26 protein-coding genes are annotated in these 14,371 nt (G+C 62.2%); 2 read left to right on the top strand and 24 right to left on the bottom strand.

Translation table 11 applies throughout. The features are described from left to right. Window positions 1-53: 53 nt before the first annotated feature. The 3 genes from rpsM to infA form a co-directional block, all read right to left on the bottom strand. Window positions 54-431 (bottom strand): 30S ribosomal protein S13, encoded by a 378-nt coding sequence (gene rpsM / locus LOC59_RS03195; protein WP_227894305.1) that lies wholly within the window; start codon window positions 429-431, stop codon window positions 54-56. 182 nt (window positions 432-613) lie between these two features. Continuing rightward, the gene (gene rpmJ, locus LOC59_RS03190; RefSeq protein WP_012397712.1) at window positions 614-727 is read right to left on the bottom strand and encodes a 50S ribosomal protein L36; all 114 of its coding nucleotides are present in this window, start codon (window positions 725-727) and stop codon (window positions 614-616) included. Between the two features lie 68 nt (window positions 728-795). Next, the gene (gene infA, locus LOC59_RS03185; RefSeq protein ID WP_055239372.1) at window positions 796-1,017 is read right to left on the bottom strand and encodes a translation initiation factor IF-1; all 222 of its coding nucleotides are present in this window, start codon (window positions 1,015-1,017) and stop codon (window positions 796-798) included. Between the two features lie 261 nt (window positions 1,018-1,278). On the opposite strand from infA, the gene LOC59_RS03180 reads away from it, so the two are divergent. Together LOC59_RS03180 and LOC59_RS03175 are read left to right on the top strand one after the other, a co-directional pair. Beyond that, entirely contained in the window at window positions 1,279-1,752 is a 474-nt protein-coding gene (locus tag LOC59_RS03180; protein WP_227894303.1) for a DUF2243 domain-containing protein, read from the top strand. 29 nt (window positions 1,753-1,781) lie between these two features. Further along, window positions 1,782-2,579, top strand: a complete 798-nt coding sequence (locus tag LOC59_RS03175; protein ID WP_227915504.1) for a cytochrome c oxidase assembly protein — start codon at window positions 1,782-1,784, stop codon at window positions 2,577-2,579. Here the strand turns inward: LOC59_RS03175 and map are convergent. The 21 genes from map to rplD all read right to left on the bottom strand — a co-directional run bounded on the left by map (window position 2,557) and on the right by rplD (window position 14,368). Then, on the bottom strand, window positions 2,557-3,378 hold the full coding sequence (map, locus tag LOC59_RS03170) for a type I methionyl aminopeptidase (RefSeq protein ID WP_227915505.1): 822 nt from the start codon (window positions 3,376-3,378) through the stop codon (window positions 2,557-2,559). The two genes, LOC59_RS03175 and map, sit on opposite strands and share 23 nt — an antisense overlap. 15 nt (window positions 3,379-3,393) lie before the next feature. After that, on the bottom strand, window positions 3,394-3,966 hold the full coding sequence (locus tag LOC59_RS03165; protein WP_227894297.1) for an adenylate kinase: 573 nt from the start codon (window positions 3,964-3,966) through the stop codon (window positions 3,394-3,396). Then, on the bottom strand, window positions 3,963-5,276 hold the full coding sequence (secY, locus tag LOC59_RS03160) for a preprotein translocase subunit SecY (RefSeq protein ID WP_227894295.1): 1,314 nt from the start codon (window positions 5,274-5,276) through the stop codon (window positions 3,963-3,965). Before secY ends, LOC59_RS03165 begins: the two co-directional genes overlap by 4 nt. Before the next feature lie 246 nt (window positions 5,277-5,522). Continuing rightward, on the bottom strand, window positions 5,523-5,978 hold the full coding sequence (gene rplO, locus LOC59_RS03155; protein ID WP_227894292.1) for a 50S ribosomal protein L15: 456 nt from the start codon (window positions 5,976-5,978) through the stop codon (window positions 5,523-5,525). A 1-nt stretch (window position 5,979) separates the two neighbouring features. Then, window positions 5,980-6,192, bottom strand: a complete 213-nt coding sequence (rpmD, locus tag LOC59_RS03150) for a 50S ribosomal protein L30 (protein WP_227894583.1) — start codon at window positions 6,190-6,192, stop codon at window positions 5,980-5,982. Then, on the bottom strand, window positions 6,192-6,869 hold the full coding sequence (gene rpsE, locus LOC59_RS03145; RefSeq protein WP_227894289.1) for a 30S ribosomal protein S5: 678 nt from the start codon (window positions 6,867-6,869) through the stop codon (window positions 6,192-6,194). Before rpsE ends, rpmD begins: the two co-directional genes overlap by 1 nt. A 29-nt stretch (window positions 6,870-6,898) precedes the next feature. Next, the gene (gene rplR, locus LOC59_RS03140) at window positions 6,899-7,282 is read right to left on the bottom strand and encodes a 50S ribosomal protein L18 (RefSeq protein ID WP_227894286.1); all 384 of its coding nucleotides are present in this window, start codon (window positions 7,280-7,282) and stop codon (window positions 6,899-6,901) included. Window positions 7,283-7,284: 2 nt separating this feature from the next. Further along, window positions 7,285-7,821, bottom strand: coding sequence for a 50S ribosomal protein L6 (rplF, locus tag LOC59_RS03135; RefSeq protein ID WP_227894285.1), 537 nt, complete (start codon window positions 7,819-7,821; stop codon window positions 7,285-7,287). 18 nt (window positions 7,822-7,839) lie between these two features. Beyond that, window positions 7,840-8,238, bottom strand: a complete 399-nt coding sequence (gene rpsH / locus LOC59_RS03130; RefSeq protein ID WP_227894284.1) for a 30S ribosomal protein S8 — start codon at window positions 8,236-8,238, stop codon at window positions 7,840-7,842. 83 nt (window positions 8,239-8,321) lie between these two features. Continuing rightward, entirely contained in the window at window positions 8,322-8,891 is a 570-nt protein-coding gene (gene rplE / locus LOC59_RS03125; protein WP_227894283.1) for a 50S ribosomal protein L5, read from the bottom strand. Next, complete coding sequence (rplX, locus tag LOC59_RS03120) at window positions 8,891-9,250, bottom strand: 50S ribosomal protein L24 (RefSeq protein WP_227894282.1); 360 nt, start codon at window positions 9,248-9,250, stop codon at window positions 8,891-8,893. Before rplX ends, rplE begins: the two co-directional genes overlap by 1 nt. 3 nt (window positions 9,251-9,253) lie before the next feature. Next, window positions 9,254-9,622, bottom strand: a complete 369-nt coding sequence (gene rplN, locus LOC59_RS03115; RefSeq protein ID WP_055239356.1) for a 50S ribosomal protein L14 — start codon at window positions 9,620-9,622, stop codon at window positions 9,254-9,256. A gap of 373 nt (window positions 9,623-9,995) precedes the next feature. Next, a complete protein-coding gene (gene rpsQ / locus LOC59_RS03110) occupies window positions 9,996-10,301 on the bottom strand; it encodes a 30S ribosomal protein S17 (RefSeq protein WP_227894281.1) in 306 nt (101 codons plus the stop codon). Continuing rightward, on the bottom strand, window positions 10,298-10,624 hold the full coding sequence (gene rpmC / locus LOC59_RS16645) for a 50S ribosomal protein L29 (RefSeq protein WP_269437185.1): 327 nt from the start codon (window positions 10,622-10,624) through the stop codon (window positions 10,298-10,300). Before rpmC ends, rpsQ begins: the two co-directional genes overlap by 4 nt. A 2-nt stretch (window positions 10,625-10,626) precedes the next feature. Then, the gene (gene rplP / locus LOC59_RS03100) at window positions 10,627-11,043 is read right to left on the bottom strand and encodes a 50S ribosomal protein L16 (RefSeq protein WP_055239353.1); all 417 of its coding nucleotides are present in this window, start codon (window positions 11,041-11,043) and stop codon (window positions 10,627-10,629) included. Continuing rightward, window positions 11,044-11,883, bottom strand: a complete 840-nt coding sequence (gene rpsC, locus LOC59_RS03095; RefSeq protein ID WP_227894280.1) for a 30S ribosomal protein S3 — start codon at window positions 11,881-11,883, stop codon at window positions 11,044-11,046. It abuts the gene before it with no gap. After that, complete coding sequence (gene rplV, locus LOC59_RS03090; RefSeq protein ID WP_066295929.1) at window positions 11,884-12,249, bottom strand: 50S ribosomal protein L22; 366 nt, start codon at window positions 12,247-12,249, stop codon at window positions 11,884-11,886. 38 nt (window positions 12,250-12,287) lie between these two features. Beyond that, complete coding sequence (gene rpsS / locus LOC59_RS03085; RefSeq protein ID WP_104052734.1) at window positions 12,288-12,569, bottom strand: 30S ribosomal protein S19; 282 nt, start codon at window positions 12,567-12,569, stop codon at window positions 12,288-12,290. Window positions 12,570-12,581: 12 nt separating this feature from the next. Continuing rightward, on the bottom strand, window positions 12,582-13,421 hold the full coding sequence (gene rplB / locus LOC59_RS03080; RefSeq protein ID WP_227894279.1) for a 50S ribosomal protein L2: 840 nt from the start codon (window positions 13,419-13,421) through the stop codon (window positions 12,582-12,584). A gap of 30 nt (window positions 13,422-13,451) precedes the next feature. Then, entirely contained in the window at window positions 13,452-13,757 is a 306-nt protein-coding gene (gene rplW, locus LOC59_RS03075) for a 50S ribosomal protein L23 (protein ID WP_055239348.1), read from the bottom strand. After that, window positions 13,754-14,368, bottom strand: a complete 615-nt coding sequence (rplD, locus tag LOC59_RS03070) for a 50S ribosomal protein L4 (protein WP_227894278.1) — start codon at window positions 14,366-14,368, stop codon at window positions 13,754-13,756. Before rplD ends, rplW begins: the two co-directional genes overlap by 4 nt. Window positions 14,369-14,371: the final 3 nt, after the last annotated feature.

The raw sequence follows: 14,371 nt of genomic DNA, 5'->3' as shown, positions 1-14,371 counted from the left end.
AGAGTTTGGTTTAGGTGACCTGACTGTGCAGGTCATGGCCTGGACCGCGTTATTTAGCGGCCGGCCTTCTTCTTACCGGCAACGGTACGCTTCGGGCCCTTGCGGGTACGAGCGTTGGTCTTGGTGCGCTGGCCATGGACAGGCATGCCGCGGCGGTGGCGGATGCCCTGGTAGGAGCCGATTTCAACCTTGCGGCGGATGTCGGCTGCTACCTCGCGGCGGAGGTCACCCTCAACCTTGAAGTTGCCCTCGATGTAGTCACGCAGCTGAACGAGTTCAGCATCGCTGAGGTCCTTGACGCGAGTGTCCGGGCTGATGCCGGTCTCTGCCAGGGTCTGCTCTGCACGGGTCTTGCCCACGCCGTAGATGTAAGTAAGCGCAATGACAACCCGCTTTTCGCGGGGGATGTCTACGCCGGCGAGACGTGCCATATTGGCGGTTCTCCTTTGGTGTTACCGGAGGTCTGAAGCAGTACGTCCCTGTTACCAGGTCCCCGGCCTCCGTACCGGGGGTATGCGTCACGCGTATCAGACGCTGTACTGCCATATTCAATTACTACGCGTGGGCTTAGCGCGCCCCTGGACCCTAGGATCCCTGGACAGTAACCGCTTATTTAGCCCTGGCGCTGCTTGTGGCGCGGGTTCTCGCAGATCACCATGACTCGGCCGTTACGGCGAATCACCTTGCACTTATCGCAGATCTGCTTGACGCTCGGCTGGACCTTCATGGTTTTCCTTTGCGTGGTTGCAGGGTTGAGCTCCAGCCTTCCTGTACGGAGTGCCGGAGCCTGTGTTGTTACTTGTAGCGGTAGACGATACGGCCCCGGGTGAGGTCGTACGGGCTAAGTTCCACCACAACGCGGTCTCCGGGGAGGATGCGAATGTAGTGTTGACGCATCTTTCCCGAGATGTGTGCGAGCACAATGTGGCCGTTGGCCAGCTCAACGCGGAACATCGCATTGGGCAGGGCTTCGTTGACCGAGCCCTCAATCTCTATGACGCCGTCTTTCTTGGCCATATCCTCCGCTAACGTCTGTGCTGCCCTTGATTGCCCGGGCAGCGGTTTTTGTGTTTGGCGCCCCTCCCCGTTCCTCTTCCGTCCACTGCAAAGGGATGGAATTGGGCACGAATGTAGAGACAACCAACAGATAACTCTACGGCACGAGGCCGGATAAGTTAAATCCCGGGGCCGCCCTAGCCGCGCGCCTGAACCGCTTCCATAGTGCAGGCCCCGGCTTCGGCCCGTAAGGCCGCGGGCCTGGTTTGCTATGGTCGGGGCATGAATTCCTCACGGACTGCCCCGTTCAGGCCGCGCCGCAGGAACCTTCTTTCCGGCGTGTTCGTCGGCATTGGAATCGCGGCGTTCGTCGACGAAGTCGTGTTCCACCAGCTCCTGCAGTGGCATCACTTCTATGACAGGTCCACAACGGCGGCAGGCCTGTTCTCCGATGGCCTGTTCCACGCCTTCGGCTGGTTCGCCGTCGTCGCCGGCCTGTTCCTTTTCGCCGATCTCCGCCGGCACCGCGCCCTGATACCCGCCCGGTGGGCCGGATCCGTACTGCTGGGCGCCGGCGCCTTCCAGCTTTACGACGGAACCGTGCAGCACAAGCTGCTGACCCTCCACCAGATCCGGTACAAGGTTGACCTGCTGCCCTACGACCTCACCTGGAATATTGCCGCCGTCCTGATGCTGGCGGCAGGGGCCTTCCTGGTCTTCCGCACCCGGGATGCCGTTCCCCTCCCCCGGCCCTGATGATGCTGCACACGCATTCGACGGGCAGCATGCCGGTTGAACTGCTTTTCCTGGTCCCGGCCGGTGCCGCCGCAGCAGCGTATTGGGCCGCTGCCCTGGCCCCGCGTTCCGGGACGTGGCCGATGCTCCGGACACTGTCCTTCACCGCGGGCATCGCTGCTGTCCTGGCAACGGTTGCGGGACCGTTCGCCGAACGCGCCCATGCGGATTTCACCCTGCTCAGCTTCTCCCACGTCCTGGCAGGCATGCTGGGCCCCGCCCTGCTGGTGCTGGGCCGTCCGGCAACACTGGCCCTGCGGATCATGGATCCCGTCCCGTCGCGCCGCCTGGTCCGGCTCCTGCGCAGCCGCCCGGCGCGCTTCCTAGCCTTTCCCGTCACCGCTGCCGTCCTGAACGCCGGCGGCATGCTGGTCATGTTCCGGACCCCTGTCTTCGACGCCATGCGGACGCAGGCACCGGTCCACTGGCTGGTCACGTTCCATTTGCTCGCAGCAGGCTACCTGTGGACTGCTGCCCTCATCGGCCGGGACCCCAATCCGCACCGTGCATCCCTGCCGCTGCGGGCAGGCGTCCTGATCCTGACGATCGCAGCCCACAACGTCCTCGCCAAGTCCCTGGCTGCCGCTCCTCCCCCGGGGATAACAGCCGGCGAGGCCGAATCCGGCGCGATGGCGATGTACTACGCCGGCGGTGCGGTCGAACTGCTAGTGGTGTTTATTTTCTGCCTCCAGTGGTACCGGAGCCCTGGTACGCGCAAGGCCCGCCCCGCCGAAGGCGGGACGGGCCTTGAAGCACCAGCGGGCGTCAGGGAACCGGCACGGGGGTGACCCCCAGCGGCTCGAGCCGGGAGGCTCCGCCGTCAGGTGCCGTCAGCACCCAGATCCCCTTCTCGTGGATCGCCACGGTGTGTTCCCACTGGCAGGAGCGCGCTCCGTCCGTGGTCACAACGGTCCAATCGTCCTCGAGCGTTGCCGTCTCTATTCCGCCGCGGACCAGCATCGGTTCGATGGCCAGGCACATTCCGGCCTTCAGCTTCGGACCGCGGTGGCTGGTCCTGTAGTTCAGCACATCCGGCGCCTGGTGCATCTCCGAGCCAATGCCGTGGCCGACATAGTCTTCGAGGATACCCAGCGGCTTGCCGGGAACGCTGCTGACGTAGTCGTCTATGGCCGCGCCGATGTCCCCCACGAAGCGGCCCTTCGCGGCGGCGGCAATCCCGTGCCACATAGCGTTCTCGGTGACGTCTGAGAGCCGCTGGTCCTCGGGATCAGCCGTTCCGACAATCACGGTCCGGGCAGAATCCGAATGCCAGCCGTCAACTATCGCTCCGCCGTCGATCGAGATGATGTCGCCGTCGTTCAGCACCCGGCTTCCCGGGATGCCGTGGACGACTTCCTCATTCACCGAAGTACAGATGGTGGCCGGGAAACCGTAGTAGCCCAGGAAGTTCGACGTCGCGCCCGCCTCGGCGAGCACCCCGGCAAAGACCTTGTCGATCTCTGCCGTGGTGACGCCTGGGCGGGCCGCAGCAACGGCCTCGTCCAGCGCCTTGATAAGCACCAGGCCTGCCTCGCGCATCGTGCGCATCTGCGCATTTGTCTTGTACTGGATCCGCGGCTGTGCCAACGTCCCGCCTTCTAACTAGCTGGTTTGCTTGAGTGCCTGCATTACGCGTTCCGTGACCTCGTCGATGTCGCCGAGCCCATCCACGCGTGCAACAATTCCGCGCTTCTCGTAGCTGTCGACGACGTCTGCGGTCTGCTGCTTGTACAGCTCAAGCCGGTGCCGGATGACTTCTTCATTGTCATCGGCGCGGCCTTCGATCTCGGCACGCTTGAGCAGCCGCTGGACGAGTTCCTCGTCGTCGGCCGTCAGCAGAAGGACTGCGTCCAGGCTGTCGCCGCTGGCGGCGAGGATGTTATCCAGTTCCTCTACCTGCGCTGCGGTGCGGGGGTAGCCGTCCAGCAGGAAGCCGTCCTGGACATCGTCTTCCTGGAGACGTGAACGCACCATGTTGTTGGTGACCTCGTCAGGGACAAAGTTACCGGCGTCGATGTATTTCTTGGCTTCGATGCCCAGCGGGGTCAGGTTCTTCACGTTGGAACGGAAGATGTCTCCCGTGGAGATCGCGCTGACACCGAGGCGCTCGGAGATACGGGAGGCCTGAGTTCCCTTGCCCGCACCGGGGGGCCCAATAATGAGCAGTCGTGTCATCGCAATAACCCTTCGTAGTGACGCTGCTGGAGCTGCGCGTCAATTTGTTTGACCGTCTCGAGGCCCACACCAACCATGATGAGGATCGAGGTTCCGCCGAACGGGAAGTTCTGGTTTGCCCCGACCAGCACCAGGGCAATCAGCGGAATAAGGGCAACAAGGCCCAGGTAAAGGGCGCCGGGCAGGGTAATGCGGGAGAGCACGTACTGCAGGTATTCGGCGGTGGGGCGGCCGGCCCGGATGCCCGGGATGAAGCCGCCGTACTTCTTCATGTTCTCCGAGACTTCCTCGGGGTTGAACGTGATCGACACGTAGAAGTACGTGAAGAAGACGATCATCAGGAAGTACACGGCCATGTAGAGGGGGTGGTCTCCCGATGTCAGGTAGTTGTTGATCCAGACGACCCATTCCGGCGGAGCAGATCCGTCCGAGGGGGTGTTGAACTGTGCCAGCAGCGAGGGCAGGTAGAGCATCGACGATGCAAAAATCACGGGGATCACGCCGGCCATGTTGACCTTGATCGGGATGTACGTATTCGTGCCGCCGACAGTGCGGCGGCCGACCATCCGTTTTGCGTACTGCACGGGAATACGGCGCTGGGACTGCTCGACGAAGATGACCAGGGCGACCGTCAGGATGCCGATCCCGATGACGCCGAGGAAGACCGTCCAGCCCTGGGCGGAGAGGATCGCGCCGAGGGCGCTGGGGAAGCTGGCCACGATGGAGGTGAAGATCAGCAGGGACATGCCGTTGCCGACGCCCTTCTCCGTGACAAGCTCGCCCATCCACATGATCAGGCCGGTGCCGGCCGTCAGGGTGATGATCAGCAGCAGGATGGTGATGATGTTGTCGTCCGGGATGATCGGCACCGAGCACATGTTGTTGAACAGTGCTCCGGAGCGGGCCAGGGACACAACGGTGGTGGCGTTCAGCAGGCCAAGGGCGATCGTCAGGTAACGCGTGTACTGCGTCAGCGTCGACTGGCCCTGCTGGCCTTCCTCATAAAGCGCCTGGAAGTGCGGGATCACTACGCGCAGCAGCTGCACAATGATGCTGGCGGTGATGTACGGCATGATGCCGAGGGCGAAGACTGAGACCTGCAGCAGGGCACCGCCGCTGAAGAGGTTCACGAACTCATAAAGGCCACCAGAGGTGGCACCCAGAGCCAAGCACTGCTGCACATTGCCGTAGTCAACACCCGGGGCCGGGATAAAAGCACCCATGCGGAAGATAGTGATGATTCCCAGCGTAAACAACAGCTTGCGTCGCAGGTCTGGCGTCCGGAAAGCCCGGCCAATAGCGCTAAGCAAGCGTCCTCCTGAAGAAAGTGTGGAATGAGTCCCGGCGGGACAGGTAACAGAAACTGAGTCTATCCGCTCAGGCCGTGTGTTGCGTCACCGGCACAAACGGCTTCTTGCGGTGTTAAAACACTAAGCCCCCGGCTGGCCGGTTTCGGCCTGCCGGGAGCTTAGTGATCAGTGGCAGAGTGCACAGCCCGCCGACGGCGCCCGGAAAACCGGGCCCCGTCAGCGAAACCTGTGCGCTGGTCACGGTGCTTAGAGCGCCGTGGTCGTTCCGCCCGCTGCAGCGATCTTGTCCGCGGCACTGGCCGAGAAGGCGTTGGCCTTCACATCAACCTTGACGGTGATGTCGCCGGTGCCCAGCACCTTGACGGGCTGGTTCTTGCGAACGGCGCCCTTGGCTACGAGGGCCTCAACGGTGACCTCGCCGCCTTCGGGGAACAGTTCGGAGATCTTGTCCAGGTTAACAACCTGGAACTCGACCTTGAACGGGTTCTTGAAGCCGCGCAGCTTTGGCAGGCGCATGTGCAGCGGAAGCTGCCCGCCTGCGAAGCCGGCCTTGACCTGGTAACGGGCAGCCGTTCCCTTGGTACCGCGGCCTGCGGTCTTACCCTTGGAACCTTCACCGCGGCCAACACGGGTCTTAGCCGTCTTGGCACCCGGAGCAGGACGCAGGTGGTGGACCTTCAGAGCTTTGTTATCTTCAGCCATGTTACTTCGCCTCCTCAACCTTCACGAGGTGCGGAACCGTGTTGATCATGCCAACGGTCACGGCATCTGCACTGCGGACGACGGTGTCGCCGATGTGCTTCAGGCCGAGTGAACGCAGCGTGTCGCGCTGATTCTGCTTACCACCGATGGTGGACTTAATCTGGGTAATTTCCAGCTGTGCCGAGCTGACGGCAACGCGCTTGGGAGTACTCATCATGCACCAGCCTTCTGCATGTTGCGGATCATCGCTGCGGGAGCAACTTCGTCCAGCGGCAGGCCGCGGCGGGCAGCCACTGCCTGAGGCTCTTCGAGGCCCTTCAGCGCGGCAACCGTGGCGTGCACGATGTTGATCGCGTTGGAAGAACCCAGCGACTTGGAAAGCACGTCGTGGATACCGGCGCACTCGAGGATGGCTCGGACCGGACCGCCGGCGATAACGCCGGTACCCGGGGAAGCCGGACGCAGCAGGACAACGCCTGCAGCAGCTTCACCCTGGACCAGGTGCGGGATGGTTCCACCGATACGGGGGACGCGGAAGAAAGTCTTCTTGGCTTCTTCAACGGCCTTCGCGATTGCGGAGGGAACTTCCTTTGCCTTGCCATAGCCAACGCCGACCATGCCGTTGCCGTCGCCGACAACTACGAGGGCGGTGAAGCTGAAGCGACGACCACCCTTGACCACCTTGGCGACGCGGTTGATGGTAACGACGCGTTCAATGAACTTGTCCTTGTCATCATTGCGTCCGCCGTCGCGGCCACCGCGGCCACCGCGTTCTCCGCGGCCTCCACGGTCCGAGCGCTGCTCGCCCTTGCGGCCGCCGCGGCGGTCGTCAGTGGCGGGAGCTGCGGCGTCCTTGGTCTCAGTTGCCTCAGCAGATGTAGCTTCAGTCACCTGATTTTCCTTTTCCTTGTTTGCCTCGGTCACAGTGCCAGCCCACCTTCGCGTGCGCCGTCTGCGACAGCCGCGATGCGGCCGTGGTAGCGGTTGCCGCCGCGGTCAAAGACCACGGCTTCGACGCCGGCAGCCTTGGCACGTTCGGCAACGAGCTCGCCGACGCGCTTGGACTTGGCAGTCTTGTCGCCCTCCATGGAACGCAGGTCTGCTTCCATGGTGGACGCGGATGCAACGGTCACGCCGCGGCTGTCATCGACAACCTGGACGAACACGTGGCGCGAAGAGCGGTTGACGACCAGGCGCGGACGGGCCGCGGTGCCGGCAATGCGCTTGCGGATCCGCAGCTGACGGCGGCTCCGGGAAGCGGACTTGCTCTTGGAATTGCGCTTCTTATTGATGCTGATGGCCATGATTACTTACCAGCCTTTCCGACCTTGCGGCGGACAATCTCGCCGGCGTAACGAATGCCCTTGCCCTTGTAGGGGTCAGGCTTGCGCAGCTTGCGGATGTTGGCGGAAACCTCGCCGACCTGCTGCTTGTCAATGCCGGAAACGGTGAGCTTGGTCGGGCCCGTAACGGTGAGCGTGATGCCCTCCGGAGCCTTCACGGATACCGGGTGGCTGTAGCCCAGGGCGAACTCGAGGTCCGAGCCCTTGGCCTGCACACGGTAACCGGTGCCTACGATTTCCAGGTCCTTCTTGTAGCCTTCGGTCACACCGGTGATCATGTTGGAGATCAGGGTGCGGGTCAGGCCGTGGAGGGAACGGGATTCGCGCTCGTCATTGGGGCGGGCGACGGTGATGGTGTTCTCGTCCAGGGAAACAGTGATCGGGCTGGGCACAACGTGGCTCAGCTCGCCCTTGGAACCCTTGACCGAAACGGTGTTGCCGTCAATGGCAACGTCGACTCCGGCGGGGACAGAGATGGGCAGACGTCCAATACGTGACATTATTCTTTCCCTTCCCTGCTACCAGACGTAGGCGAGGACTTCCCCACCCACACCCTTCTTGGCGGCCTGGCGGTCGGTCAGCAGACCTGACGACGTCGACAGGATGGCGATGCCCAGCCCGCCCAGAACGCGCGGCAGGTTGGTGGACTTTGCGTAAACACGCAGGCCCGGCTTGGAGATGCGGCGGATGCCGGCGATGGAACGCTCGCGGTTCGGACCGAACTTGAGGTCCAGGGTCAGCGTCTTGCCGACCGTAGCCTCTTCTTCCTTCCAGCCCGAGATGTAACCCTCGGCCTTCAGGATGTCGGCAACGCGTGCCTTGAGCTTGCTGTACGGCATGGACACGGAATCGTGGTAAGCCGAGTTTGCGTTGCGCAGACGCGTAAGCATGTCTGCGACAGGATCTGTCATTGTCATGTGGGCTCTAGCCCTCCCTCGTAACGGTTTCTGCTGCTCTCACGGCTGGGCCGGAGGTGAGCAACAGACCTTTTACGTAGTAATTAATCTTCGGATTTGAACGGGAAGCCGAGCGCCTTCAGCAGCGCGCGTCCCTCGTCATCGGTCTTTGCGGTGGTAACCACGGTGATGTCCATGCCGCGTACGCGGTCGATCTTGTCCTGATCGATTTCGTGGAACATCGACTGCTCGGTCAGACCGAACGTGTAGTTGCCGTTGCCGTCGAACTGCTTGCCGCTCAGGCCGCGGAAGTCGCGGATACGCGGAAGCGCCAGGGTGACCAGGCGGTCCACGAATTCCCACATGCGGTCGCCGCGCAGCGTAGCGTGCGCGCCAATCGGCATGCCTTCGCGCAGCTTGAACTGTGCGATCGACTTGCGGGCCTTGGTGATCTGCGGCTTCTGGCCGGTGATCGCGGTCAGGTCGCGTACGGCGCCGTCAATGAGCTTGGAGTCCTTGGCGGCATCTCCAACACCCATGTTCACGACGACCTTGACGAGGCGCGGAACCTGGTTGACGTTTGAGTAGTTGAACTCGTCCTGGAGAGTCTGCTTGATTTCCGCTGCGTAGCGGTTCTTCAGACGGGGGACGATCTTGGTGACAGTCTCAGTCATTAGAGGTCCTTCCCAGATCCCTTGGCGACGCGGATGCGCACGTTGCGGGTCCGGCCGTCCTTCGTGACGGTTTCGGTGCGGTAGCCAACGCGGGTGGGCTTCTTCGTCTCGGGGTCCACGACGGCCACGTTGGAAACGTGGATCGGGGCTTCAACAACCTCGATGCCGCCGGTCTTGGAACCACGGGAGGACTGGCCAACCTTGGTGTGCTTGGTGACGCGGTTGATGCCCTCAACGAGGACACGGTTGGTCTCCGGGAAAACCTTCAGAACCTTGCCCTGCTTGCCGCGGTCTCCGCCGCGCTCAGCCTTGGCACCGGTGATGACCTGAACCAGGTCACCCTTCTTGATCTTTGCCATGATCTACAGCACCTCCGGAGCCAGCGAAATGATCTTCATGAACTTCTTGTCGCGAAGTTCGCGGCCAACAGGGCCGAAGATACGGGTACCGCGGGGGTCGCCGTCGTTCTTCAAGATCACTGCAGCGTTCTCATCGAACTTGATGTAGGAACCGTCCTGGCGGCGGCGTTCCTTCTTGGTACGGACGATGACGGCCTTGACCACATCGCCCTTCTTGACGTTGCCGCCGGGAATTGCGTCCTTGACGGTGGCAACAATGGTGTCGCCAATGCCTGCGTAGCGACGGCCGGATCCACCGAGAACGCGGATGGTCAAGATTTCCTTGGCACCCGTGTTGTCGGCGACCTTCAGTCGCGACTCCTGCTGAATCACTTATTACTCCTGTCGTCGCGCCGGTTCTCAGTACTCTGAGCCTTGCGGAACGGATATGGGTGGACCCCGTAATACTGGTACTCAGCACCGGTCCCTTACGGACCGCTCTGCAGCGCAAGCCACAGCACCATGCTGAACAAGATTATCGGGCTTTTGTCTCATTCGGCGGTGAGGAAGAGCGTCCTGAAAGAGGACATGCTTCCGCACCACACAGACAAGATTTCAAGTTTATCGCGAAAGGGCCCCGGAAGCGAAATCGAATGATAACGCGGCCGGGGCCCTGACGCTTGGACGGCGTCTGCGTGCCGGATCCCAGCAGCTGGTGCTGCTGGGATCCGGCACGCTACCGGCCTGTTTGCCTTGCAGCCTGGGGCTACTTGGCCTTTTCGATGACCTCGACCAGGCGCCACCGCTTGGTAGCGGAGAGCGGCCGGGTCTCGGTGATCAGCACGAGGTCGCCAATGCCGGCCTCGTTCTTCTCATCGTGGGCCTTGCGCTTGGACGTGCGGCGAAGAACCTTGCCGTACAGTGCGTGCTTCACGCGGTCTTCGACCTCGACAACGATGGTCTTATCCATCTTGTCCGAGACCACGTAGCCGCGAGCGGTCTTCCGGTACCCGCGGGCATCGGCTCCGTTAGCGTCAGTTGTCACTGCTGCCTCATTCTTGTTTTCACTCATTTGGCATCATCCTCGGCAACCTCGGCCGGAGCTTCGGACTCGGCAGCCTTCTTCTTGGACTTCTTCTTCTCCGGGGCAGCTTCCTCGACGGGAGCTACCGGCTCGGGACGAATTCCCAGCTCGCGCTCACGCAGCACCGTGTAGATGCGGGCGATGTCGCGCTTGACAGCGCGGAGGCGACCATGGTTTTCCAGCTGCCCGGTGGCGGACTGGAAACGGAGGTTGAACAGCTCCTCCTTAGCCTTGCGAAGTTCTTCAACGAGACGCTCGTTGTCGAACCCGTCCAGCTGATCAGTTGCAAGTTCCTTTGAACCGATAGCCATTGCTATTCACCACCCTCGCGACGCACAATGCGTGCCTTCAACGGCAGCTTATGGATCGCCAGGCGCAGGGCCTCGCGAGCTACCTCTTCGGAAACACCGGAGAGTTCGAAGAGAACCCGCCCCGGCTTGACGTTTGCAACCCACCACTCCGGCGAACCCTTACCGGAACCCATGCGGGTTTCGGCAGGCTTCTTGGTCAGCGGACGGTCAGGATAGATGTTGATCCAGACCTTGCCGCCGCGCTTGATGTGGCGCGTCATGGCAATACGGGCAGCTTCAATCTGGCGGTTGGTGACGTACGCAGGCGTCAGAGCCTGGATACCCCATTCACCAAAGCTGACTGCAGTGCCACCGGTTGCAGCGCCGGAACGACCCGGGTGGTGCTGCTTACGGTATTTGACTCGACGTGGGATAAGCATTTAAGCCTGTCCTCCTTCTGCTGCGGGGGCAGCTGCCTCAGCGGCCGGAGCCTCTGCAGCAGGCGCGGCGGCCTTGTCGGCACGCTCGGGACGACGACGACGGTCGCCGCCACGGTCCCCACGGTCGGCCGGGCCGCGGCCCGGACGGTCGTTGGAACGTCCGCGGGACGGTGCAGCAGCCTGCTGTGCAGCCAGTTCCTTGGAGGTGACGTCGCCCTTGTAGATCCAGACCTTCACGCCGATGCGGCCGAAGGTGGTCTTTGCTTCGAAGAAGCCGTAGTCGATGTTCGCGCGGAGGGTGTGCAGGGGCACACGGCCTTCGCGGTAGAACTCGGAACGGCTCATTTCAGCGCCGCCCAGACGGCCGGAGCACTGGATACGGATACCCTTTGCGCCTGCACGCTGTGCGGACTGGATGGCCTTCTTCATCGCACGGCGGAAAGCCACGCGGGAAGAAAGCTGCTCTGCAACACCCTGGGCAACAAGCTGGGCTTCCATCTCGGGGTTCTTGACCTCGAGGATGTTCAGCTGAACCTGCTTGCCGGTGAGCTTTTCGAGCTCGCCGCGGATGCGGTCTGCTTCGGCGCCGCGGCGGCCGATCACGATGCCCGGACGTGCAGTGTGGATATCCACACGGACACGGTCGCGGGTGCGCTCGATCTCAACCTTGGCGATGCCGGCGCGGTCCATGCCCGTGGACATGAGCTGACGGATCTTGATGTCCTCGCGGACAAAGTCCTTGTAACGCTGGCCCGGCTTGTTGCTGTCAGCAAACCAGTGCGAAACGTGATCAGTGGTGATGCCGAGTCGGAACCCGTGCGGGTTTACCTTCTGTCCCACTTAACGGTCCTCCTCGTTCTTCGGGGTTGCGACAACCACGGTGACGTGGCTGGTGCGCTTGTTGATGCGGTAGGCGCGGCCCTGGGCACGCGGCTGGAACCGCTTCATGGTGGGTCCTTCATCAACGAATGCTTCGCTGATGTAGAGGTCACCTTCGTCGAAGGCCACGCCGTCGCGGTCCGCGAGGACACGTGCGTTGGCCATTGCCGACTGAACTACCTTGAATACCGGCTCCGAAGCTGCCTGGGGGGCAAACTTCAGAATTGCCAGAGCCTCATTCGCTTGCTTGCCACGAACAAGGTTGACGACGCGCCGGGCCTTCATAGGCGTTACGCGGATATGACGCGCAATTGCCTTGGCTTCCATTGCTTTCCTTCTCTCGTCTTCTGCCGAAAGAGCAGCGCCTAGCGGCGCTTGCCCTTGCGGTCGTCCTTCACATGGCCGCGGAATGTCCGCGTCAGAGCGAATTCGCCGAGCTTGTGCCCGACCATCGACTCGGTGACAAACACCGGAATGTGCTTGCGTCCGTCGTGCACGGCGATCGTGTGCCCGAGCATGTCGGGGATGATCATCGAACGGCGGGACCACGTCTTGATGACGTTCTTGGTGCCCTTTTCGTTTTCGGCCGCTACCTTAAGGAACAGGTGCTGGTCGACGAAGGGGCCTTTCTTCAGGCTGCGTGGCATGTTTCCAGGCTCCTATCGCTTGTTCTTGCCGGAACGACGGCGACGCACAATAAGCTTGTCGCTCTCTTTATTGGGGCGGCGGGTGCGGCCTTCGCGCTTACCGTTCGGGTTGACCGGGTGGCGTCCACCGGAGGTCTTGCCTTCACCACCACCGTGCGGGTGGTCAACCGGGTTCATGGCGACACCGCGGACGGTCGGGCGAACGCCCTTCCAGCGCATACGGCCGGCCTTGCCCCAGTTGATGTTGGACTGCTCGGCGTTGCCGACCTCGCCGACGGTTGCGCGGCAGCGCACGTCAACGTTGCGGATTTCACCGGAGGGCAGACGCAGCTGTGCGAAGCGGCCTTCCTTGGCAACGAGCTGAACAGAAGCACCGGCGGAGCGGGCCATCTTGGCACCGCCGCCCGGACGCAGTTCAACTGCGTGGATGGTGGTACCCACGGGGATGTTGCGCAGCGGCAGGTTGTTGCCGGGCTTGATGTCAGCCCCGGCGCCGGCCTCTACGAAGTCGCCCTGCTTGAGCTTGTTCGGCGCAATGATGTAACGCTTGGTGCCATCAACGTAGTGCAGCAGCGCGATACGAGCGGTACGGTTCGGATCGTATTCGATCTCGGCAACGCGAGCGTTGACGCCGTCCTTGTCGTGCCGGCGGAAGTCGATCAGGCGGTACTGGCGCTTGTGTCCGCCACCCTTGTGCCTGGTCGTGATCTTGCCGGTGTTGTTACGGCCGCCCTTTTTGGGCAGCGGGCGAACCAGAGACTTTTCCGGCGTCGACCGCGTGATTTCGGTGAAGTCGGCTACGCTCGAGCCGCGACGGCCCGGGGTAGTCGGCTTGTATTTACGGATTCCCATTATTTATTCCTCGTTAAAGTGGTCTCCGCCCTAGCTGAGCGGACCGCCGAAGATGTCGATTGTGCCTTCCTTCAGGGTGACAATCGCGCGCTTGGTGCTCTTGCGCTGTCCCCATCCGAACTTGGTCCGCTTGCGCTTACCGGCACGGTTGATGGTGTTGATCGAGTCGACCTTGACGGAGAAAATCTTCTCCACGGCCAGCTTGATCTCGGTCTTGTTCGAGCGGGGGTCGACCAGGAAGGTGTACTTACCTTCGTCGATCAGGCCGTAGCTCTTTTCCGAGACGACGGGTGCAAGCACGACGTCGCGCGGATCCTTAGCGGTGGTCGCGCTCACTTGGCGTCCTCCTTGACAGTGTTCTTGCCAACGAACTCGTCGTAGGCAGCCTTGGTGAAGACCACGTCATCGGCAACAAGCACGTCGTAGGTGTTCAGCTGATCTACATAGATCACGTGAACAGCGGTGAGGTTACGCACGGAAAGTGCAGCAACATCGTTGGCGCGCTCGATGACAACGAGCATGTTCTTGCGGTCGGAAAGTGAACGCAGCGCTTCGCGTGCTGCCTTGGTCGACGGCGTTTCGCCGGCTACCAGGGATTCCAGCACGTGGATGCGGCCGTTGCGTGCCCGGTCCGAGAGTGCTCCGCGAAGTGCGGCAGCAATCATCTTCTTGGGGGTGCGCTGGCTGTAGTCGCGGGGCGTCGGTCCGTGGACAACGCCGCCACCGGTCATGTGAGGAGCACGGATTGAACCCTGACGGGCGCGGCCGGTGCCCTTCTGCTTGAACGGCTTGCGGCCTGCACCGCTAACCTCTGCGCGGGTCTTCGTCTTGTGCGTGCCCTGGCGGGCAGCGGCAAGCTGTGCCACTACTACCTGGTGCAGCAGCGGTACGTTCGTCTGAACGTCGAAGATCGCTGCGGGGAATTCAACAGTGGTTTTGTTAGCCATGAG

Origin of the sequence: Arthrobacter sp. zg-Y916 (assembly GCF_020907385.1) — a bacterium.
In the GTDB taxonomy this organism is placed as follows: Bacteria; Actinomycetota; Actinomycetes; order Actinomycetales; family Micrococcaceae; genus Arthrobacter_B; species Arthrobacter_B caoxuetaonis.
The sequence above is the reverse complement of the archived record's forward strand: the minus strand, read 5'-3'. Positions and strand labels throughout refer to the sequence as shown.

Coding starts and splice junctions, on each gene's coding strand:
- rpsM (WP_227894305.1), bottom strand. CDS start 431: ATGGCACGTCTCGCCGGCGTAGACATCCCCCGCGAAAAGCGGGTTGTC.
- rpmJ (WP_012397712.1), bottom strand. CDS start 727: ATGAAGGTCCAGCCGAGCGTCAAGCAGATCTGCGATAAGTGCAAGGTG.
- infA (WP_055239372.1), bottom strand. CDS start 1,017: ATGGCCAAGAAAGACGGCGTCATAGAGATTGAGGGCTCGGTCAACGAA.
- LOC59_RS03180 (WP_227894303.1), top strand. CDS start 1,279: ATGAATTCCTCACGGACTGCCCCGTTCAGGCCGCGCCGCAGGAACCTT.
- LOC59_RS03175 (WP_227915504.1), top strand. CDS start 1,782: ATGCCGGTTGAACTGCTTTTCCTGGTCCCGGCCGGTGCCGCCGCAGCA.
- LOC59_RS03165 (WP_227894297.1), bottom strand. CDS start 3,966: ATGACACGACTGCTCATTATTGGGCCCCCCGGTGCGGGCAAGGGAACT.
- rplO (WP_227894292.1), bottom strand. CDS start 5,978: ATGGCTGAAGATAACAAAGCTCTGAAGGTCCACCACCTGCGTCCTGCT.
- rpmD (WP_227894583.1), bottom strand. CDS start 6,192: ATGAGTACTCCCAAGCGCGTTGCCGTCAGCTCGGCACAGCTGGAAATT.
- rplR (WP_227894286.1), bottom strand. CDS start 7,282: ATGGCCATCAGCATCAATAAGAAGCGCAATTCCAAGAGCAAGTCCGCT.
- rplF (WP_227894285.1), bottom strand. CDS start 7,821: ATGTCACGTATTGGACGTCTGCCCATCTCTGTCCCCGCCGGAGTCGAC.
- rpsH (WP_227894284.1), bottom strand. CDS start 8,238: ATGACAATGACAGATCCTGTCGCAGACATGCTTACGCGTCTGCGCAAC.
- rplE (WP_227894283.1), bottom strand. CDS start 8,891: ATGACTGAGACTGTCACCAAGATCGTCCCCCGTCTGAAGAACCGCTAC.
- rplX (WP_227894282.1), bottom strand. CDS start 9,250: ATGGCAAAGATCAAGAAGGGTGACCTGGTTCAGGTCATCACCGGTGCC.
- rpsQ (WP_227894281.1), bottom strand. CDS start 10,301: ATGAGTGAAAACAAGAATGAGGCAGCAGTGACAACTGACGCTAACGGA.
- rpmC (WP_269437185.1), bottom strand. CDS start 10,624: ATGGCTATCGGTTCAAAGGAACTTGCAACTGATCAGCTGGACGGGTTC.
- rplP (WP_055239353.1), bottom strand. CDS start 11,043: ATGCTTATCCCACGTCGAGTCAAATACCGTAAGCAGCACCACCCGGGT.
- rplV (WP_066295929.1), bottom strand. CDS start 12,249: ATGGAAGCCAAGGCAATTGCGCGTCATATCCGCGTAACGCCTATGAAG.
- rpsS (WP_104052734.1), bottom strand. CDS start 12,569: ATGCCACGCAGCCTGAAGAAAGGCCCCTTCGTCGACCAGCACCTGTTC.
- rplB (WP_227894279.1), bottom strand. CDS start 13,421: ATGGGAATCCGTAAATACAAGCCGACTACCCCGGGCCGTCGCGGCTCG.
- rplD (WP_227894278.1), bottom strand. CDS start 14,368: ATGGCTAACAAAACCACTGTTGAATTCCCCGCAGCGATCTTCGACGTT.